At 70.6% G+C, this 19,791-nt stretch carries 18 protein-coding genes; 3 read left to right on the forward strand and 15 right to left on the reverse strand.

All coding sequences use genetic code 11. From position 1 onward, the window contains the following. Window positions 1–76: 76 nt before the first annotated feature. The 15 genes from MZC64_RS44580 to argS all read right to left on the reverse strand — a co-directional run bounded on the left by MZC64_RS44580 (window position 77) and on the right by argS (window position 15,816). Window positions 77–754: a response regulator transcription factor gene (locus MZC64_RS44580; protein ID WP_247765527.1), complete on the reverse strand. Its 678-nt coding sequence runs from the start codon at window positions 752–754 to the stop codon at window positions 77–79. Continuing rightward, entirely contained in the window at window positions 751–1,878 is a 1,128-nt protein-coding gene (locus tag MZC64_RS44585) for a histidine kinase (protein WP_247797793.1), read from the reverse strand. Before MZC64_RS44585 ends, MZC64_RS44580 begins: the two co-directional genes overlap by 4 nt. Window positions 1,879–2,308: 430 nt before the next feature. Then, window positions 2,309–4,381, reverse strand: a complete 2,073-nt coding sequence (gene rho / locus MZC64_RS44590) for a transcription termination factor Rho (RefSeq protein WP_247765524.1) — start codon at window positions 4,379–4,381, stop codon at window positions 2,309–2,311. A 321-nt stretch (window positions 4,382–4,702) separates the two neighbouring features. After that, complete coding sequence (gene thrB / locus MZC64_RS44595; RefSeq protein ID WP_247765520.1) at window positions 4,703–5,632, reverse strand: homoserine kinase; 930 nt, start codon at window positions 5,630–5,632, stop codon at window positions 4,703–4,705. Between the two features lie 8 nt (window positions 5,633–5,640). Next, window positions 5,641–6,210, reverse strand: coding sequence for a hypothetical protein (locus tag MZC64_RS44600; protein ID WP_247765517.1), 570 nt, complete (start codon window positions 6,208–6,210; stop codon window positions 5,641–5,643). A 104-nt stretch (window positions 6,211–6,314) separates the two neighbouring features. Then, complete coding sequence (locus tag MZC64_RS44605; protein ID WP_247765515.1) at window positions 6,315–7,100, reverse strand: ESX secretion-associated protein EspG; 786 nt, start codon at window positions 7,098–7,100, stop codon at window positions 6,315–6,317. Then, window positions 7,097–8,308 (reverse strand): PPE domain-containing protein, encoded by a 1,212-nt coding sequence (locus MZC64_RS44610; RefSeq protein ID WP_247765514.1) that lies wholly within the window; start codon window positions 8,306–8,308, stop codon window positions 7,097–7,099. The genes MZC64_RS44605 and MZC64_RS44610 overlap by 4 nt, the downstream gene beginning before the upstream one ends. Window positions 8,309–8,337: 29 nt before the next feature. Continuing rightward, entirely contained in the window at window positions 8,338–8,652 is a 315-nt protein-coding gene (locus MZC64_RS44615) for a hypothetical protein (RefSeq protein ID WP_247765513.1), read from the reverse strand. A gap of 117 nt (window positions 8,653–8,769) precedes the next feature. After that, complete coding sequence (locus MZC64_RS44620; protein WP_247765511.1) at window positions 8,770–9,357, reverse strand: DUF3558 domain-containing protein; 588 nt, start codon at window positions 9,355–9,357, stop codon at window positions 8,770–8,772. 19 nt (window positions 9,358–9,376) lie between these two features. Continuing rightward, entirely contained in the window at window positions 9,377–9,940 is a 564-nt protein-coding gene (locus MZC64_RS44625; protein WP_247765510.1) for a DUF3558 family protein, read from the reverse strand. Window positions 9,941–10,008: 68 nt separating this feature from the next. Further along, window positions 10,009–10,284 carry a hypothetical protein gene (locus MZC64_RS44630; protein WP_247765508.1) on the reverse strand — a complete coding sequence of 92 codons (276 nt, stop codon included), beginning with the start codon at window positions 10,282–10,284 and terminating at the stop codon, window positions 10,009–10,011. Next, window positions 10,281–11,366, reverse strand: coding sequence for a threonine synthase (gene thrC, locus MZC64_RS44635; protein ID WP_247765507.1), 1,086 nt, complete (start codon window positions 11,364–11,366; stop codon window positions 10,281–10,283). The genes MZC64_RS44630 and thrC overlap by 4 nt, the downstream gene beginning before the upstream one ends. Then, complete coding sequence (locus MZC64_RS44640; protein ID WP_247765506.1) at window positions 11,363–12,676, reverse strand: homoserine dehydrogenase; 1,314 nt, start codon at window positions 12,674–12,676, stop codon at window positions 11,363–11,365. Before MZC64_RS44640 ends, thrC begins: the two co-directional genes overlap by 4 nt. After that, the gene (lysA, locus tag MZC64_RS44645; RefSeq protein WP_247765504.1) at window positions 12,673–14,091 is read right to left on the reverse strand and encodes a diaminopimelate decarboxylase; all 1,419 of its coding nucleotides are present in this window, start codon (window positions 14,089–14,091) and stop codon (window positions 12,673–12,675) included. The genes MZC64_RS44640 and lysA overlap by 4 nt, the downstream gene beginning before the upstream one ends. A 54-nt stretch (window positions 14,092–14,145) precedes the next feature. Then, window positions 14,146–15,816 (reverse strand): arginine--tRNA ligase, encoded by a 1,671-nt coding sequence (argS, locus tag MZC64_RS44650; protein WP_247765503.1) that lies wholly within the window; start codon window positions 15,814–15,816, stop codon window positions 14,146–14,148. Between the two features lie 189 nt (window positions 15,817–16,005). Here argS and MZC64_RS44655 point away from each other — a divergent pair, with 189 nt between their 5' ends. The 3 genes from MZC64_RS44655 to MZC64_RS44665 all read left to right on the forward strand — a co-directional run bounded on the left by MZC64_RS44655 (window position 16,006) and on the right by MZC64_RS44665 (window position 19,606). Then, window positions 16,006–16,869, forward strand: a complete 864-nt coding sequence (locus MZC64_RS44655; protein WP_247765501.1) for a DUF3105 domain-containing protein — start codon at window positions 16,006–16,008, stop codon at window positions 16,867–16,869. Next, on the forward strand, window positions 16,862–17,605 hold the full coding sequence (locus MZC64_RS44660) for a DUF305 domain-containing protein (RefSeq protein WP_247765500.1): 744 nt from the start codon (window positions 16,862–16,864) through the stop codon (window positions 17,603–17,605). Before MZC64_RS44655 ends, MZC64_RS44660 begins: the two co-directional genes overlap by 8 nt. Before the next feature lie 87 nt (window positions 17,606–17,692). Beyond that, window positions 17,693–19,606: an acyl-CoA dehydrogenase family protein gene (locus MZC64_RS44665; RefSeq protein ID WP_247765499.1), complete on the forward strand. Its 1,914-nt coding sequence runs from the start codon at window positions 17,693–17,695 to the stop codon at window positions 19,604–19,606. Window positions 19,607–19,791 lie beyond the last annotated feature (185 nt).

Raw genomic sequence — 19,791 nt, forward strand, 5'->3', positions numbered from 1 at the left:
AAGCGGTCTACCTTTTCCGCCACGAAAGTCGCAGGAAAGGATTGGCCCGCAACTTTAGTCGCGGGCAATCCGTTGCCTACTCCGGAGAAATCGAGACCAGCCCGGTCCGATACGCGAAGATGGCCAGCTGAACGCGGTTATCCAGCCCCAGCTTGGCCAGTACCCTGGTCACCCGGCTCTTGACCGAGGACTCGGTGCTCTCCAGTTTTTCCGCAATGGCGGCATTGGACCAGCCGGTCGCCACCAACTTCACCACATCGATCTCCCGCTCACCGAGCAGACCAATTCCCCTGGCGACCGCCGGATCGGGCTGCACCATCCGGTGCACGGTGTGCTCGATCAGGCGCAGGGTCACCGCGGGGGACAACATGGCATCGCCCCGGGAGACCACCCGGACCGCGTGCGCCAGCTCCTCCGGCGAGGTGTCCTTGCGCAGGAACCCGCTGGCCCCGGCGGCCAGCGCGGAGTAGACGTGGAAGTCGGAGTCGAAGGTGGTCAGCATCAGCACCCTGGGCCGCGGCGCCGGGCCGGTCCACTCCCCGATCAGCCTGCGGGTGGCGCCGATGCCGTCCAGTTCGGGCATGCGCACGTCCATCAGCACCACGTCCGGGCACAGCTCGGCGGCCTTGGCCAGCGCGGCCACCCCGGTGGCGGCCTCGCCGACCACCTCAAGATCGGGGCGCAGCGAGAGCAGGGTGGACAGCCCCGCCCTGACCACCGCGTCGTCGTCGACGAGCAGCAGGCGAATGGTCACGAAACGCTCCGCAGCGGGATCCGCGCGTCCACCACGTAGCCGCCGTCGGGCGCGGCCGCCGAACTCAGCTGGCCACCCAGCCGGGCCACCCTGGCCTGCATGCTGAGCAGCCCCAGCCCGCTGCCGGGCACCGCGGGCAGCCGGGCCGCCCTCGGCGGCTCGTTGACCACCCGCAACCGCAGCGCGTCGGTGGCGGTGTCCACGCCCACCTCGATGCTCACCCTGGTCGGCGAGGCGTGCTTGACCACGTTGGTCAGTGCCTCCTGCAGCACCAGGAATCCCTCCGCGCCCACCTCGGGGCTCATCGAACGCGGCAGCTCGGCCACCGAGAACTCCACGTCGTTGCCCGCGTTGCGCACCGCGGAAGCCAGCCGGGTCACCCCCTCCGGCCCGCAGTCGGCGCCGTCCGGGCCGTCCGCGATCCCGCGCAGCAGGTTCTGCAGCCGGACCATCTCGGTCATCGCCTGCCTGCTGGACTCGCGGATCTGGTTGGCCGCCAGCACCGCCTGCGGATCATGCCGGGCCAGCAGCTCCTCGAAGACGTGCGTTTGCACGGACAGCGCGCTGAGGTGGTTGCCCACCACGTCGTGCAGGTCCAGCGCGATCCGTTCGCGTTCGGCGCCCACCGCCGAGCGCACCTCGCGGCTGCGCCGCTCGCGCTGCCGGTGCACGCTGCGGCGCAGCGAGCCCACGTGCGCGGCGAAGCGGTGCTGGTGGCTGCCGATCATGTAGGCCAGGCCCACCGCCAGCGCCACCACCAGCCAGTCGGCCAGCTGGATGTGCTTCTCATACATCAGGCTGACGATCACCGCGTGCGCCCCGCCCCAGCCGGCCACCACCCAGGCCACCCACGGCCGGTGCCTGCGCGCGCCGTAGCGGCCCAGCGCGTGCGCGGCGATGAGCAGCGGGATCCCGCCGGTCATCTCCGGCACCCCGAGCACGCCGCGGACCAGCACCATCGCGCCCACGATCAGGAAGATCACCACCGGCCTGCGCCTGCGCAACAGCAGCGGCAGGGTCACCCCGTAGGCCGCCAGCGCACCCGCGGCCAGCCGCCAGGGTTCGGCGGGGACCAGGAACAGCGCGAGCAGGTCCAGCGCCCCGAGCGCGCCGACCAGCAGCACGTCAGGGGCGCTTTGCCGTGCGCCACGCGACCACACCGACAGCCGCCTCCCATTAGACGCCCGTGTCACCGTTCCGCCCACCACTCCCAGTAGGTAAATACCTGGCATCCGCGCCGCTCAACCACCCAGGACAGAAGCCGTCACCTAATCGGCCCAATGCCCTTATTGTCTGCGCAACGACAGCTGCCGCCTTTCGGTCAGGACTATTACGCCCACCGGACTACTGCACACGGAGCCAACCGATCGCGTCAGCGGCTGACTCCCGGACAGCGCTGTTGGCGATCGGCTAACCTGGCGGATTTCTTGACTCCCAAAGGGATCGTTCTGGGGCAACAGCGCGATCCGGTCACAAACGGAACGTCCCTTTGGCGACAAAAAGCGGGCGCCCCCGGCCATCGGCCGAAAGCGCCCGCTTACTTACCGACGAGTATCAGTCGTCGTTGCTGCCTGGCGTGTTCTTCGAGACCGTCATCAGGAACTCGATGTTGGTCCGGGTCTTGCGGAGCCGGTCCAGCAGCAGGTCGATGGCCTGCTGGTCGTCCAGCGCCGCCAGCACCCGACGGAGCTTGATGGTGACCGCCAGCTCGTCCGGAGAGAGCAGCAGCTCCTCCTTCCGGGTGCCGGAGGCATCCACGTCGACCGCCGGGAAGGTGCGCTTGTCGGCGATCTTGCGGTCCAGCTTCAGCTCCGCGTTACCGGTGCCCTTGAACTCCTCGAAGATGACCGTGTCCATGGTGGACCCGGTCTCCACCAGCGCGGTGGCGAAGATGGTCAGCGAACCGCCACCCTCGATGTTGCGCGCGGCGCCGAGGAAGCGCTTGGGCGGGTAGAGCGCGGTGGAGTCGACACCACCGGAGAGGATCCGGCCCGAGGCGGGGGCGGCCAGGTTGTAGGCGCGGCCCAGCCGGGTGATCGAGTCCAGCAGCACGACCACGTCGTGCCCCATCTCCACCAGGCGCTTGGCGCGCTCGATGGAGAGTTCGGCCACGGTGGTGTGGTCGCCCGGCGGCCGGTCGAAGGTCGAGGCGATGACCTCGCCCTTCACCGAACGCTGCATGTCGGTGACTTCCTCAGGGCGCTCGTCCACCAGGACGACCATGAGGTGGCACTCCGGGTTGTTCGTGGTGATCGCGTTGGCGATCGCCTGCAGCACCGAGGTCTTGCCCGCCTTGGGCGGGGAGACGATCAGCGCGCGCTGTCCCTTGCCGATCGGCATCACCAGATCGATGACGCGCGTGGTGAGGATGTGCGGCTCGGTTTCGAGGCGCAGTCGCTCGTTCGGGTACAGCGGGGTCAGCTTGGTGAATTCCGGGCGGCCGCGCACGGCCTCCGGCTCCAGGCCGTTGATGGAGTCCACCCGCACCAGCGGGTTGAACTTCTGCCGCTGCGCCTCCCCGTCCCGGGGCTGGCGCACGGCGCCGGTGATCGCGTCACCACGGCGCAGGCCGTAACGGCGGACCAGCGACAGCGAGACGTAGACGTCGTTCGGGCCCGCCAGGTAACCGGAGGTGCGCACGAAGGCGTAGTTGTCCAGCACGTCGAGGATGCCGGCCACCGGCAGCAGCACGTCGTCCTCGCGGACCTCGGTGTCGCCACCGCCGCCGCCACGACCGCCCCGCTCGCCACGGTCACCGCGATCTCCACGGTCACCCCGGTCCGTGCCGCCACCCTCGCCATCCCGGCCACGGTTGCGCCGACGGTCCCGGAAGCGGCGTCCGCGCCGTCCCCTGCCGTCCTCGTCCTCGTCGTCCTCGACGCCCTGCGGCTGACTCTGGGCCGCCGCGGCACGTTCGCCCCGGTCCCCGCGGTCATTGCGGTCGTTGCGGTCGTTGCGATTGCGGTTGCGGTCGTTCCGGTTGCCCCGGTCTCCCCGCTCACCGCGGTCGCCCCGCTCACCGCGTTCCTGCCGCTCGCCGCGCTCGGCCCGCTCCTGGCGCTGCTCGGCCGGCTTCTCCCGCTGCTCGGCGGCGACAGCGACAGGCTGCTCCACCTGCTCGACGGGCTTGTCGGCCTGGGGCTGCTCCGGAGCGCGCTCGCGGGGGTTCCGCTGCTCGCCCTCCGGGCTCCCGGCCGGACGGGTGGCCGCCCGACGGCGGCGGTTACGCCGGGCATTATCGCCCCCGGCGTCGCCCTCACCAGCCGCGTTGTCCGCGGCGGCGGGGGTTGCGGCGGGCGCCGGCGGGGCGCTCTCCACCGCGGTGGCCTTGGGCGCGGGGGTGCTTTCGGCACCCAGCGCCAACTGACCGGTCTCGGCCTTGGCCGGCTTGGCAGCCTCGGCGCGTGGCGCCGAACCGCCGCCTTGCCGCTCCTTGATGGCGGCGATCAAGTCGCCCTTGCGCATCCCACTGGTGTTGCCGATGCCCAGCTCACCAGCGAGCTGACGCAGCTCGGCGAGCACCATCCCGGAAAGGCCGCCACGACGTCGAGTCGCCGTGCCATTGGCCGAAGGGCTGGCAGCGGTCGTCTCGACCGCGTCGCCGCCCAGTAGTTCGGTTTCGCTCACGAATGTCCTTCCTGACCGGTCCCCGCCTCCTACGTGGACCAGCGGACTTGCCGCCCGACGGAACGCGGGACAGCAGGTCGTCCAGTACCGGTGGGAAGACTCGGTACGGGACTGTCAATCACCGCCTCGGTGTACCCGTCAGCGTGGATCCCGTCCTGGAGGGGATCGAGACCTAGCTTCAACGGGGATGCGACCCAGGAACGAGGCCCGGGAACGGCACCGGCGACCGTGCGCGCGGTGACTGATTGCCTCTGAGGGTAGACCCCGGGTCAACGGGGTGCAACAACCGGGTGGGTCCTGGCGTGGCGGGAAGGGCCTTGGCTACCTCGGCTTTGCTCCCTCAGACGGGTTCGCAGACCCCCCGATCGGTTCCACCACCACCCCGCCCTGGTCAATGGGCAGGGCCATCGGGGTGAACCCGGACAGGTCCGCCTCGTCAGGCAGGTGACCCCCGCGCGGGAAGGCGATCACGGTGGGTCCCGCTCCGGAGACCATGGCCGGGATCCCGGCCGCCCGCAACGAGTCCACCAGCGCCATCGTCGCCGGGAAGGCGGGCCTGCGGTACTCCTGGTGCAGCCGGTCCGCGGTGCCCGGCAGCAGCAGCCAGGGATCGGTGGTCAGGGCGTAGACGGCGAGCGCGGAGCGCCCGGCCGCGAAGGCCGCGTCCCGCAACGGGACCTGCTCCGGCAGCAACCCGCGTGTGGTCTTCGTCTCGGATTCGGTCTCCGGCACGAACACCAGCGGCGCCAGCTCCTCATGCGGCTCCAACCGGATGGCCTGGTAGTCCTTGCCGTCCTGCCAGGCGATCACGATCCCGCCGTAGACACTGGCCGCGGCGTTGTCCGCGTGCCCCTCGAACTCCGCCGCGAGCTGCAACACCCCGTCATCCAGCTCCCGGTCCGCCAGCGCGAACCCGGCCGCCACCCCGGCGACCGCCGCCGCCGCAGAGGACCCGAGCCCACGGGCGTGCGGAATCCGGTTCCGGCACACCAGATCCAGCCCCAGCCCGGCAACCCCACAACTGGACAAAGCGGACCGCACCGCCCGCACGACCAGATGCCGCTCATCCGTCGGCACCCGCCCCGCGCCCTGGCCCTCGACCCGCACCCGGATCTCCCCCGCCGGCGCGACCCGCACCTCGACCTCGTCGTAGAGGCCCAGCGCCAGCCCGAGCGAGTCGAACCCCGAACCGAGATTCGCCGTCGACGCGGGCACCGTGACCCGCACACCACTACCGATCCGCACCAGCACACCCTAGATCAGGGCATCCGGGCCCAACCGGTCCTCGCGACCTCGCGCACCCGCTTGTCCAGGCTCTGCACGACCGAGCGCGGCACATCGCCGAACAGACAGACCGGGAGCACTCCGAACACCTGGAACCAGACCAGACCGGGCAGGCCGTGGCGACCCAGCATCCAGGGCAGCAGGATCGAGATGGTGGTGATCAGCACGCCGCAGGACAGGATGATCAGACTGCCGATGACCGCGGTCCGCCGCCACCCGGGCAGCGCCGCCACGTCGACCAGCTCGCCGTAGAACAGCGCGCGGCCCTGCCACAGGAAGGCCGCGGTCCAGCCGAAACCGAGCGCGTACAAGGGGAGCTGCCCCAGCAGGACGACGAAGAACTCCAGGTTGGCCCGGTTCAGCTGTGCCATCAGGAAACACCACAGGCCGAGGAAGAACACCGCCCCACCGGTCTGGACGACGCCGTTCACGGCCCAGGCACGCCTGCTGCGGGCCGCGCCGGGTACCAGCTGCCACCGCGGCAACCCGCTTGACCCCGGCGGCACTGGGAACTGGCTGTGCTGATCGCGGCCGACGAACGGCATCCGCTCCCCCTGCGGTCCGGGCCGGCGCCTCCCCCAGCCCGGCCCACACCCGAACCTAGAGGATCAGCGATCGGCCCGCACCCGAACCCGGCAACCTCGCCGGGTCAGTGCTCGACGACCTCGCCCAGCAGGCTGTCCAGCTGTTCGATCACCTTGCGGTTGTCCACGCCGAAGAAGTTGATCCACCCGTTGCGTTCCCGGCTGCCGCAGCGGCCGGCCTGGATGTCGAAGACGTTGAGCACGCTGCTCGCGCGCACGCTGCGGCCGTACTGGTCCCGCGCGGTGGCGCCGAACTGGGCGTACAGGGTGCGGTCGGCGTCGCCGATTTCCCAGAGGAGCTGGGCGTCTTCCTGGCGGACGCCGCGGGAGGTCAGGATCTGGACGAAGACCTTGCCGGCTTCGGCGGCCTGGCTGACGGCGGATTCCAGCACGTCGGCGGCGACGGTGACCGAGCCGATGCGGCCGGGTGGGGGCTGGGGCAGCAGGCCGGCGGCCGCGGGGGCCAGGCCGGTGCTGCGGACCCAGCCGAAGCGGTACCGGTCGCCGTCGTGCACGGCCAGTACCCCGGTGTCGCCGACGGCGGAGCAGATCGCCTTGATCTCGGGCAGGATCTGCTCGCCGACCCGCCAGGAGAAGCGGATGTCGATGGACCGGTTGGGGCGGGCCAGCAGGACCAGCAGGTCCTCCAGTTCCACGTCCAACCGGCCGTCCTCGGCGCGGCCACGCTGTTCCAGGGAATCCCAGGCCCGGCGGCGGAAATGCGCGCGTTCCTCGTCGGTGACGCCGTGGGACAGCGTGTTCAGCTCGGTGGGCTTGTCGCCCAGTTGCAGGTGCTCCCAGAGCACCTCGAACTCCAGTGCGTTCAGTTCGAGGTCGAGTGAAACAGTCACAGGCCCGGATTCTCGCCAATTACCGGCGGCGCGACCAGCATGCCGTCGCCGAAGATGTCGTCGGTCTCGATGAGGTAGTCAGGACGCTGGTGTTCCTTGTCTTCCTCGCCGTTGGCGCGTGCGCCACCGCCCATGGGGCCGCCCATGCCGCCGGCGCCGCCCCGGCCACCGGGACCGAAGCCACCCGCGCCGCCGGGACCGCCGAGGCCACCCGCGCCGACCCCGCCCATGCCGCCGGGACCGAAGCCGGGCCGCATGCCCGCCGCGTTCGCGCCGAAGCCGCCGGGCATCCCGCCCATCGGCATCCCGCCGCCACCGAAGGGGCTGGGGCCGCCGCCGGGGCCGACCGGCACCGGGTTGCTGGGCAGCGGCTGGTTGAGCACGGGAGTGGGGGTGACCCGGTTCGGGTCGACCTGGTCGTTGGGCAGCTCGATCGGGAACCGGTTGTCGACCGGGTCCCGGTCGTCGGGGATGCCGTCGCCGTCCTTGTCCCGGCCGGGGTTGCGGTCGTCGACCGGGTCGCGGTCGTCGACCGGGTCGCGGTCGTCCGGGATGCCGTCGCCGTCCCGGTCGCCGACCCCGCCGCGGTCGCGGGTGGTGTTGTTGTTGCCGGTGCTGCCGCGCCGGGTGGGCGTGCCGGTGGTGCCGCCGATCTCGGTGGTGCCACCGCCGGAGCTGGTCACGCCGACGTCGATCGGGTCGGGCGCGATGAAGGTGGGCAGGTTGGTCGTGGAGGAGAGCACCGTGGTCTCGTAGCCGCGCATGGTCTCGCGGGCCTGACGCTCGGCGTTGTCCTTGTTCTGCTGCTCCTGCTGCCTGTCGGTCATCCCGCCGGTGAGCGAGGCCCAGCCACGGGAGATCACGTTGTCGCTGGAGGTGACCTGTTTAGGCGGCTCGATCTTCTTCTGGGTGTCCACAAAGGTGTTGGTGCTGGTCTGCGACGTGCTGCGCATCGTGCCGGCCATTGTGGAAGCCTGCGTGGCCCACTGGTGCGCGGGCGAGACCCGCTCCTGCATCTGGTCGAAGGACTTGCCCTGCATGACACCGGTGGCCGCCTCGAACGCCTTCTTGACGTTGTCGCCGATCCGGCTCAGGCGCTCGGCCTGCTTCTCCCAGAGCAGATCACGACTGCTGAGGGCATAGTGCCCACGGCCTTCGTTGATCATCTTGTGGATCTGCTCGTGGCTGTACGCGTCCCAGTTGGTCATGTCCTCACCCCAGTTGTGCCCGTGCGCCCTCAGGCCCGCTTCATGGTGGAGCGGTTCGCCTGCTCCTGGCGCTCGTAGTCCGCGAGACCGTTCTTCAAGTTGGTGATCATGGCCTCCAGGGAGGCGATGAGCTTGTCAGCGGCGGCCACGAGCCCGGCGGGGCCGGTGGCAGGCACGTCGAGGCGCTTGGCCAGCTCGACGCTCGCGGGGTCCTTGGCGGGAGCTTCCTGGGTGCCGATCGCGGAGGTGTACTCCTTGAGATCCTTGGCCTCCAGCAGCTCGGCCTCCAGCTTGGCGATCAGGCCCGGCACCTGGTCCGGCTTGATCATCACTCGGTCCGCCATGGGTTCCCTCCAGCAACGTTCTCCCAGACAGGACCTAGGATGTCACACGGCATGACGCCGGTTCCCCGCTTTGCCTACTCGTGACCCAGCTCACATGGCAAACGCAAACGCACCGAATCAGGCAGCTGCCGGGAGCTTCTCGATCACGGCGGTGAGCACCTGCTCCGCGAGGCCGCAGGCGTCCTGGGTGACTTCGGGCATGCTCCGGTACGAGCTGAAGTACGACCGGAGCGTCTCCTTGGCCGAGATGGCCACGAAGACCATGCAGCCGCGCTGGTCCTTGCCCTCCACCGAGCGGACCGCCGGATAGCCCGCGACCTTGGCCACGACCAGGCCGGACTCCGGCTTCGGCGCGTCCAGCCCGAACTTCTGCAGCAGGGTGGAGTTGTACAGCTCGACCTCGACCGAGGCCCTGCTGTTCTCGTAGTTGGTCCAGGTGCAGCTCGCGGTGGCGGCCTTGGGCTTGTCAGGCAACTTGAACTCGGTGAGCTGAGCCGGGGTCAGTGCCGCGCAGGGGGTGGTGCGGAAGGCGCCCTCGACCGTCTTCGGCTGAGCGGTCACCTTCGTCCACTCCCCGGGGGCCGCGGCCGACGAAGTGGCGGCCTGGGTACCGGGCGGGGTGGGTGTCGCGCCACCCCCACAGGCGGTGACCAGCACCGCAGCCGACATCAGCATGGACCCGAGCAACCAACGTCGTACCGTCACGCCCGCAGCATACGGACGTTCAGCTGCCCTCGGGCAGCGTTGCGAGAACCCGCTCGGCCACCTGCTGGGCGAACGCGCAGGCGTCGGGCACGGCCTCCGGCCTGGTACTGGGTGAGCTGAAGGTCGCGGCCAGGGCCTCGGTGGCGGACACGCCGATCCGCAGCGTGCAGCCACGCTGGTCAGCGCCCTCTTTGGCGCGGACAGCGGGGTACCCGGCGACCTGCACCACGGTCACTCCGGCCCCGGACGGCTCGTGGTCGAAGCGCTGGGCCAGGGAGAGCTGGTCCAGTTCCACCCGGACCGCGGCGCCGCTGGCCTGGTTGCGCCAGGTGCAGCCGGCCGGTTCCTCGGCGGCGGCCTGGACCGGGGCCGAGGGCAGGCCGACGGTGCGGCGTTCGGCCGTGGTCAGCGACTCGCAGGGTTTGGTCCGGAAGCCCTTGTCCACCGACTTGGGCTGGCCGACTTTGGTCCACTCCTTGACCACCGTGCTCGGCCCTGGCTGCGGCGCGGGCGCTTCGGCGGTGCAGGCGGCGCTCAGTGCCGCCAGCAGGACAGCGGCCAGTGCCCAGCAGCGTCGAGCCATCGCACGCACTCCCCTTGCCTCGGCTGATCCGGCTGCCACCCCAGTCTAGGCCGATCAGCGAGCCGGGGTCAGCGGCCGAAGGAGGCCGGGTGGCCGCGGAAGAGGTAGATCATCCACAGGCCGGCCAGCAGCGCGAGCAAGGCGGGCAACGGAAACCACACCCAGCCGAACCAGCCGGTGCGCAGGCAGGCGCGGACCAGCAGCACCGCGAGCACCGCGGCGATCAGCGCGCCCAGTGCCCACAGGTAGGCAGGCGCCGGGGCCTGTGCGGCCGAGACCGCGAGCAGCCCCAGCGCGAGCGCGGTGAGGATCCAATAGCCGGACCGGAGCAGCCCGCGGCTCACCCGAGTTCGAGCGCCGTGGCCACCGCGGCCGGGTCCACCGGGAGGGCTGCCACCTCGGTCATGCCCAGCAGCGCGGTGTCCGGGTCCTTGAGTCCGTGGCCGGTGACCGTGCACACCACCACCGAACCCTTCGGCAGCCGTCCATCTGCCGCGGTGGTCAGCAGGCCGGCCACGCTGGCCGCCGAGGCTGGTTCCACGAACACGCCCTCGCGGGCGGCCAGCAGCCGGTAGGCGGCCAGGATCCGCTCGTCGGAGAGGGCGTGGAAGAGGCCGTCGGACTCATCCCGCGCGGTGACCGCGCCGGTCCAGGAGGCCGGGCTGCCGATCCGGATGGCGGTGGCGATGGTCTCCGGGTCCGGCACCGGGTGGCCCAGCACCAGCGGCGCCGCGCCCTCGGCCTGGAAACCGAACATGCGCGGGGTCGCGGGCACCACACCGTCGGCGGCGTACTCCCGGTAGCCCTTCCAGTACCCGGTGATGTTGCCCGCGTTGCCCACCGGCAGGCAGTGCACGTCAGGGGCCCGGCCGAGCACGTCGCACACCTCGAAGGCGGCCGACTTCTGGCCCTCGATGCGCACCTGGTTGACCGAGTTCACCAGGTAGACCGGGTGCGTGGCGGCGGTCTTGCGGGCCAGCTCCAGGCAGTCGTCGAAGTTGCCGTCGACCTGCAGGATGCGCGCGCCGTAGGCCACCGCCTGGGCCAGTTTGCCCAGCGCGATCTTGCCCTTGGGCACCAGCACCGCGCTGGTCAGCCCGGCCCTGGCGGCATAGGCCGCGGCCGAGGCCGAGGTGTTGCCGGTGGAGGCGCAGATGACCGCCTTGCTGCCCTCGGCCTTGGCGTAGGTCATGGCCACGGTCATGCCGCGGTCCTTGAACGAGCCGGTCGGGTTGACGCCCTCGATCTTGAGGTAGACCTGGCAGCCGGTCAGCTCGGACAGGTGCCCGGCCGACAGCAGCGGAGTGCCGCCCTCGTGCAGGGTGATGATCTCCGCGCCCTCGGGCACGGCGATCCGGTCCCGGTAGGCGTTGATGATCCCGGGCCAGCCGGGACGCACCGAGGCGTCGGTGACGAGCGCGGTCACAGTTGCTCACCTTCCACCCGCATGACGGCCGCCACCTCGCGCACGATCGGCAGCCCGGCGATCTTGTCCACAGTGGAGCGCAGCGCCTCGTCCGGCGCCATGTGCGTGACCACGACCAGGCTGGCGGCCTTGCTCTCGCCCTCGCGCCCCTCCTGGCGGACCGCGGCGATGCTGACGCCGTGCTCGGCGAACATCGCGGCCACCTGGGTGAGCACACCCGGCTGGTCGTCCACTTCCAGGCTGATGTGGTACGCCGTGAGCGTCTCGCCCATCGGTCGCACCGGCAGGTCGGCGTAGGCGGACTCGCGCGGTCCGCGTCCGCCCAGGACCTTGTTGCGGGCCACCGCGACCAGGTCGCCGAGCACCGCGCTGGCGGTGGGCGCGCCACCGGCGCCGGGACCGTAGAACATCAGCTGACCGGCCGCCTCGGCCTCCACGAACACCGCGTTGAACGCGCCGTTGACGCTGGCCAGCTGGTGCGTGCGCGGGATCATCGCCGGGTGCACCCTGACCGAGACCGACTCGGCGCCGTCCTCGCCGAGCACCCGCTCGCAGATGGCCAGCAGCTTGACCGTGCGGCCGAGCAGGCTGGCCGCGGCGATGTCGGAGGCGGTGACCGAGGCGATGCCCTCGCGATAGACGTCGGAGGCGGTGACCCTGGTGTGGAAGGACAACGAGGCCAGGATCGCGGCCTTGGCGGCGGCGTCGAAGCCGTCCACGTCCGCGGTCGGATCGGCCTCGGCGTAGCCCAGCCGGGAGGCCTCCTCCAGCGTTTCGCCGTAGCCGGAGCCGGTGGCGTCCATCGCGGAGAGGATGTAGTTGGTGGTGCCGTTGACGATGCCCATCACCCTGGTGATCCGGTCACCGGCCAGGGATTCGCGCAGCGGGCGCAGCAGCGGGATGGCCCCGGCCACCGCGGCCTCGAAGTAGAGGTCCGCGCCGGAGGCGTCCGCGGCGGCGAACAGCTCGCCGCCGTGCTCGGCCAGCAGCGCCTTGTTCGCGGTGACCACCGCCTTGCCGTTGCTCAGCGCGCTGGTGAGCAGGCCGCGGGCCGGGTCGATGCCGCCGATGACCTCGACGATGACATCGGCCTCGCCCGCCACCAGGGCGGCGGCGTCGGTGGTCAGCAGCTCGGCAGGCACATCGGTGTGCTTGTGCGGGCGGCGGACCGCGATGCCCACCAGCTCCACCGGGGCGCCGATGCGCGCGGTGAGGTCGTCGGCCTGCTCGTGCAGCAGCCGCACGACCTCCGTGCCGACGGTCCCGCAGCCCAGCAGCGCGACTTTGATCGGCTCTCCGCTGTTGGTCACAGCACCTCCAGGCGCAGCAGGTCGTCCTCGGTCTCCCGGCGCAGCACCAGCCGGTGCTCGCCGTCGCGCACGGCGACCACCGCGGGCCGGGGCAGCCGGTTGTAGCTGCTGGCCATCACGTAGCAGTAGGCCCCGGTCGCGGCCACCGCGACCAGGTCACCCGGGGCGATGTCCTCGGGCAGCCAGCAGTCTCGCACCACCACGTCGCCGGACTCGCAGTGCTTTCCCACCAACCGGGACAGCAGCGCGGCGGACTCGGTCTCCCTGGAGACCAGGCGGCAGTCGTAGACCGCGTCGTAGAGCGCGGTGCGGATGTTGTCGCTCATCCCGCCGTCCACGCTGACGTAGCGGCGGCGGGAGCCCCCGGTGACCGCGACGTCCTTGATGGTGCCCACCTCGTAGAGGGTCACCGTGCCCGGTCCGACGATGGCCCGGCCGGGCTCCACCGCGACCTTGGGCGTGGGCAGCCCGGCCAGTTCGCACTCCCTGGCCACGATCGCGCGCAGCTGGTCGGCCAGCTTCGACGGCGGCGGCGGGTTGTCCTCCGGCGTGTAGGCGATGCCCAGGCCGCCACCGAGGTCCACAGTGGACAGTGCGGCCAGCGCGTCCGCGCCGTGCTCCTTGTGCAGTTCGGCGAGCAGCCCGATCACCCGGTGCGCGGCGATCTCGAAGCCGTCCGCCTCGAAGATCTGCGAGCCGATGTGGCTGTGCAGGCCGACCAGGCGCAGGCCCTCGGCGGCCAGCACCCGGCGGGCCGCCTCGGCGGCATCGCCCGCGGCCAGCGAGAAGCCGAACTTCTGGTCCTCGTGCGCGGTGGCGATGAACTCGTGCGTGTGCGCTTCAACACCCACGGTGACCCGGACCAGCACCGACTGGACGATCCCGGCCTCGCGGGCGATCTGGTCCAGCCGGGCGATCTCGTGGAAGGAGTCGACCACCACGGTGCCGACCCGGCCGTCCACCGCGGCCTGCAGTTCGGCAACGGACTTGTTGTTGCCGTGGAAGGTGATCCGCTCGCCGGGGAAGTCCGCGCGCTGGGCCACGGCCAGTTCGCCGCCGCTGCAGATGTCCAGGCTCAGCCCCTCCTGGGCCACCCAGCGGGCGATCTCCACGGACAGGAACGCCTTGGACGCGTAGTGCACCAGGGTCGGGTCGCCGAATGCCTCGGCGTGCTCGGCGCAGCGCGCGCGGAAGTCCGCCTCGTCCATCACGAACAGCGGCGTGCCGTAAGTCTCGGCCAGCTCGCGCACGTCGACCCCGGCCAGCCGCACGACCCCGTCGGGGCCGCGTTTCGCGCCCCGCGGCCACACGGTTTCGTGCAGCTCACCGAGTTCAGCCGTGCTGGACGGCCGGGGACCGGCCGTCGCGGGAACAATGACGTCAGCGTGCCGAGGACCGGCGGGGTGTGCCCTCACGGTCGCTAATCCTCACACACTGCCCGCGCGGCCGTCCGTCGGCATAGACGCTGGTCACATCCGCTCGGGTGCGCTCACCCCGAGCAGGCCGAGTCCGTTGGCCAGCACCTGGCGGGTGGCCGCGCACAGCAGCAGCCGGGCGCTGTTGAGCGGACCGGCCTCCTCATCGCCCTGCGGCAGCACCCGGCAGTTGTCGTAGAACTTGTGGTAGGCGCCGGCCAGCTCCTCAAGGTAGCGCGCCACCCGGTGCGGTTCGCGCAGCTCAGCGGCGGACGCGAGCACCTTGGGGAAGTCGCCGAGGGTACGGATCAGCTTGCCTTCCTTCTCGTGCTCCAGCAGCCCGAGCAGCTCGGAGCTGATCTCGGCCGCGGTGGGCGCCGTGATGCCCAGTTCGGCGGCGTTGCGCAGCAGCGAGGACAGCCGAGCGTGCGCGTACTGGACGTAGAACACCGGGTTCTCGCTGGTGCTCTTGGTCCACAGGTCCAGGTCGATGTCCAGGGTGGAGTCCACCGAGGAGCGGATCAGCGCGTACCGGGCCGAGTCCACCCCGATGGCCTCGACCAGGTCGTCCAGGGTGATCACGTTGCCCGCGCGCTTGGCCATCCGGACCGGCACGCCGTCCTTGAGCAGGTTGACGATCTGGCCGATGAGCACCTCGACGCAGTTCGGGTCGTCACCGAAGGCGGCCGCGGCCGCGCGCAACCGGCCGATGTAGCCGTGGTGGTCCGCGCCGAGCAGGTAGATGCACAGGTCGAAGCCGCGGGAGCGCTTGTTCCGCAGGTAGGCGATGTCCGCGGCGATGTAGGCGGCCTCGCCGTTGCCCTTCATGACGACGCGGTCCTTGTCGTCGCCGTAGTCGGTGGAGCGCAGCCACCAGGCCCCGGCCTCCTTGTACAGGTGGCCGGACTCCTTGAGCGCGTCCAGCGTGGTCTGCACCTCGCCGGAGGCGTGCAGCGACTTCTCGCTGAAGTAGACGTCGAACTCGGTGTGGAACTCCCGCAGGGTCTGCTGGATCGAGGCCAGCATCAGCTGCACGCCGAGGTCGCGGAAGCGGGTGTCCCGCTCCGCCTCGGGCAGCGCGAGCACCTCGGGCTCCCGCTTGAGGATCTCCGCGGCGACGTCGGTGATGTACTCCCCCGCGTAGCCGTTCTCCGGGGTCGGCTCACCCTTGGCCGCGGCCACCAGCGAGGCGGTCAGCCTGCCAATCTGGGCGCCGGCGTCGTTGATGTAGAACTCGCGGGTGACCTCGCCGCCCGCGGCCAGCAGCACCCTGGCGAGCGCGTCGCCGACCGCGGCCCAGCGCGCGTGGCCCAGGTGCATCGGCCCGGTCGGGTTGGCCGAGACGAACTCCAGGTTGATCTTCTTGCCGGTCAGCGACTGGCCGTGGCCGTAGGCCTCGCCCGCGACCAGGACCTCCTTGACCAGCTGCCCCTGCGCGTCGGCGGCCAGCCGCAGGTTCACGAAACCGGGTCCGGCGATCTCCGCCGCGGTGATGCCGTCCCGCGCGGCCAGTGCCTTGGCCAGGTCCTCGGCCAGCTCGCGCGGGGCCAGGCCCAGCTTCTTGCCGATCTGCAGGGCCAGGTTGGTGGCGTAGTCGCCGTGCTCGGGGTTTCGGGGTCGCTCGACCGTGACCGCCGCGGGCAGCACCGCGATGTCCAGCCCGCGCGTGGTGAGCACGTCGAGGGCGACGGAACGAACCAGATCAGCCAAGGCAGCAGGAGTCACGCGACGTAGTCTATTCGCGCCCGCATACCCGTTCGACCTCGTATCGAAGCGGTTGAGGTTCCGGCAGTAATGCTCTGTGATCGAGCGAGCACCTGAAGCTTCCCCCAAAGAGCTGACTCGCACCTGACAGCCGATCCTTACACTGACGCGCGGTAACCCGTACGGCATGCAGACAGGGGCCGGGCAGACATGGTCAGCGGTAAGAGCAGCAAGAACGCGCGGGCGGGCAACCGGGTGCCGATCGCGATGAGCAAGCCCAAGCCTTGGGGCACGATCGCGGCTGTGCTCGCGGTGCTGGTCTTCGCGGGCGGCGTCTTCGGCTACGCCTACGTGCAGAACTCCGAGCAGGCGGACAAGCGGGCGGCGCTGGCGGAGTACACGCCGTCGGAGACGAACAAGGACCCCTCGGAGAAGATCCAGGGCGTCGTCAAGCAGAACTACGAGGCGGGCAAGCACGTCTCGGGCGCGCAGCGGGTGGCCTACGACCACTTCCCGCCCATCGGCGGACCGCACGACGAGGTGTGGGCGACCTGCACCGGCGTGGTGTACCCGAACCCGGTGCGCAACGAGAACATGGTCCACTCGATGGAGCACGGCGCGGTCTGGATCGCCTACCACCCGGACCAGATCAAGGGCGCCGACCTGGACAAGCTGAAGGTGCGCGCGCAGGGCCAGCAGTTCACCATGCTGTCCCCGTACCCGGGCCTGGACAAGCCGATCTCGCTGCAGGCCTGGGGCCGTCAGCTCAAGCTGGACAGCGTGGACGACCCGAGGGTGGACCAGTTCATCTCGGCGTTGCGGCGCAACCAGTTCACCTACCCGGAGGTCGGCGCGACCTGCGCGACCAACGCCTTCGACCCGGACAACGCGCCGCCGTTCGTGGCGGAGAAGCCGGGCCCGGACGCGGTGCCGATGGACGGTGGCACCAAGGCGCCGGATGAGAAGACCGGCGGCCAGCAGGGCCAGCCTGGTGGACAGCCGGGTGGGCAGCCCGGTGGACAGCCGGGCGGGCAGGGCCAGCCCAGCGGGCAGAACCCGCCGCCCGGTGGCTGAGTCCGAGCCCCGGATCGTGGACGAGACGGACCCGGGGGAGACCGAGGAACTCGCCCCCCGGGCTCCGTCCCCCGCGATGCGGATCCTGGTGGCCACCGCGGCCGTGCTGGCGATCCTGATGCTCGGCGCGGCCGGTGGCCTGTTGATCAACCTGCCCAGCCAGACCACGGACAGCTCGGTGCCCGCGCTGGACTCGCCGGACACCGGCTTCGCCCAGGACATGGCCGTGCACCACCTGCAGGCCGTGGAGATGGCCGCGATGGTGCGCGATCGCAGCTCGGACAAGCTGATCCGGGAACTGGCCTTCGACATCGAGAGCACCCAGCTCGAACAGGTCGGCCGGATGAAGGGCTGGCTGGCGTTGTGGGGGCACCCGGAGCAGTCGCCCAGCGGCAAGTACATGGAGTGGATGAAGGACGCGCCGGCCGGGCACGGGCACAAGCCGGTGCAGCCGGGGCAGTCGCCCGGGATCTACACCATGCCGGGCATGGCCACCCAGGACGAGCTGTCCAAGCTGCGCAAGATGAATGGCGTGGAGTTCGAGGTGTACTTCCTCCAGCTCATGCGGCGGCACCACATCGGCGGCGCGGAGATGGCCAACTACGGCCGCAAGAACGCCAAGCTCGCGGTGGTGCGCAACCTGGCGGAGAACATCCTCAAGGCCCAGCACTCCGAGCTGGACGTGCTGGACCTGCGCCTGGTCGAACGCAACGCGGAGCCACTGCCGCAGAACTGACCGCTCGGCAAGGACCACCCGAGCGGCGACCTGCGCGCATTACCCGCCGGTAGTACCGTCGGGTAATCCGACGGCAGGGGGTCAGCGATGACCGCAGTGGATCCAGCCCGCACGACCGAGCGCGAGGCCCGTCAGGTAGCGGAGCAGGCGCGCGAGACGCAGTGGCGCAAGCCCAGCTTCGGCAAGGAGCTGTTCCTCGGGCGACTACGCCTGGAACTGATCCACCCGCACCCACAGGGCGATGAGCTGACCCGCCGCCGCGGTGAGGAGTTCCTCACCCGGCTGCGGGCCTTCTGCGCCAACGAGATCGACGGCGCCCGGATCGAGCGCGAGGCGAAGATCCCGGACGAGGTCTTCGACGGGCTGCGCCGGATCGGCGCGCTGGGCATGAAGATCGACCCGGAGTACGGCGGGCTCGGGCTGTCCCAGGTCTACTACAACAAGGCGCTGATGCTGGTCGGCTCGGTCAGCCCGGCCATCGGCGCGCTGTTGTCCGCGCACCAGTCGATCGGGGTGCCGCAACCGCTCAAGCAGTTCGGCACACCGGAGCAGAAGCGGAAGTACCTGCCGCGCTGCGCGAGCACCGACATCACCGCCTTCCTGCTCACCGAACCGGATGTGGGCAGCGACCCGGCCCGGCTGGCCACCACGGCCACCCCGACCGAGGACGGCGGCTACCTGCTCGACGGCGTGAAGTTGTGGACCACCAACGGGGTCGTGGCCGATCTGCTGGTGGTGATGGCCCGGGTGCCCAAGTCTGAGGGCAGGCGCGGCGGGATCACCGCGTTCGTGGTGGAGGGCAACGCCGAGGGCGTCACCGTGGAGCGGCGCAACGCGTTCATGGGCCTGCGCGGGCTGGAGAACGGGGTCACCAGGTTCCACCAGGTCAAGGTGCCTGCCGAGGACCGGATCGGCGAGGAGGGGCAGGGCCTCAAGATCGCCCTGACCACGCTGAACACCGGCAGGCTCTCACTGCCCGCGATGTGCGCGGGCGCGGCCAAGTGGTGCCTGAAGATCGCTCGGGAGTGGGCGGCGGAACGGGTGCAATGGGGCCGTCCGGTCGGCGAGCACGAGGCGGTGTCGAGCAAGATCGCCTTCATCGCGGCCACCGCGTTCGCGCTGGAGGCGGTGCTGGACCTGTCCAGCGAGATGGCCGATGAGGAACGCAACGACATCCGGATCGAGGCCGCGCTGGCCAAGCTCTACGGGTCGGAACTGGCCTGGCTGGTCGCGGACGAACTGGTGCAGATCCGCGGCGGCCGGGGCTATGAGACGGCCGAATCGCTGGCCGCCCGCGGCGAACGCGGCGTGCCTGCCGAGCAGATCCTGCGCGACCTGCGGATCAACCGGATCTTCGAGGGCTCCACCGAGATCATGCACCTGCTGATCGCCCGCGAGGCGGTGGACGCGCACCTGTCGGTGGCTGGCGACATCATCGACCCGGACGCCGACACCGGCCGCAAGGTCAAGGCCGCGGCCAGGGCGGGCGCGTTCTACGCGAAGTGGCTGCCCACGCTGACCGTGGGCAAGGGCCAGTTGCCCAGCAGCTTCACCGAGTTCGGCCAGCTGGCCACGCACCTGCGGTTCGTGGAACGGGCCAGCCGCAAACTGGCCCGGCAGACCTTCTACGCGATGTCCCGCTGGCAGGGGAAGATGGAGCGCAAGCAGGTCTTCCTGGGCCGGATCGTGGACATCGGCGCGGAACTGTTCGCCATCAGCGCCACCTGCGTGCGCGCCCAGTGGCTGGACACCCCCGCGGCCCGCGACCTGGCGGAGGCGTTCTGCCGCCAGGCCAGGGTGCGGGTGGACGAACTGTTCACCCGGCTGTGGACCAACACCGACGACTCCGACTCCCGCCTGGCCCGCCAGGTCCTCGCCGGCGAACACACCTGGCTGGAGGAGGGCATCCTCGACCCCTCCCTGCCAGGCGCCTGGATCGCCGACGCGACCCCGGGCCCCTCCGAGTCCGAAAACGTCCACCGCCACCCCGGCCAAACCTGACCCACCCCCGGCCCGGCCACCCACCGGGCCGGGCCGGGCCGGCTGGCCGGAGTGTTGGCCGTTGTTGTACGCCAACTTGGCCAAACTGGTACGCCGGTTTGGCCCAAGTGGTACTGACGTGCCCCGAAAAATCCGGACTCGACCCAAAAGGAAAATATCACGCCGCCGACTGGTTCACAAACCAC

Origin of the sequence: Crossiella sp. S99.2 (genome assembly GCF_023094165.1) — a bacterium.
Lineage (GTDB): Bacteria > Actinomycetota > Actinomycetes > Mycobacteriales > Pseudonocardiaceae > Crossiella.

What these genes read in the sequence shown, in the direction of transcription:
- MZC64_RS44600 (WP_247765517.1), bottom strand. Translation starts at nt 6,210, where the DNA reads ATGCCGTTCGTCGGCCGCGATCAGCACAGCCAGTTCCCAGTGCCGCCG.
- MZC64_RS44610 (WP_247765514.1), bottom strand. Translation starts at nt 8,308, where the DNA reads ATGACCAACTGGGACGCGTACAGCCACGAGCAGATCCACAAGATGATC.
- MZC64_RS44615 (WP_247765513.1), bottom strand. Translation starts at nt 8,652, where the DNA reads ATGGCGGACCGAGTGATGATCAAGCCGGACCAGGTGCCGGGCCTGATC.
- MZC64_RS44625 (WP_247765510.1), bottom strand. Translation starts at nt 9,940, where the DNA reads ATGGCTCGACGCTGCTGGGCACTGGCCGCTGTCCTGCTGGCGGCACTG.
- MZC64_RS44655 (WP_247765501.1), top strand. Translation starts at nt 16,006, where the DNA reads ATGGTCAGCGGTAAGAGCAGCAAGAACGCGCGGGCGGGCAACCGGGTG.
- MZC64_RS44665 (WP_247765499.1), top strand. Translation starts at nt 17,693, where the DNA reads ATGACCGCAGTGGATCCAGCCCGCACGACCGAGCGCGAGGCCCGTCAG.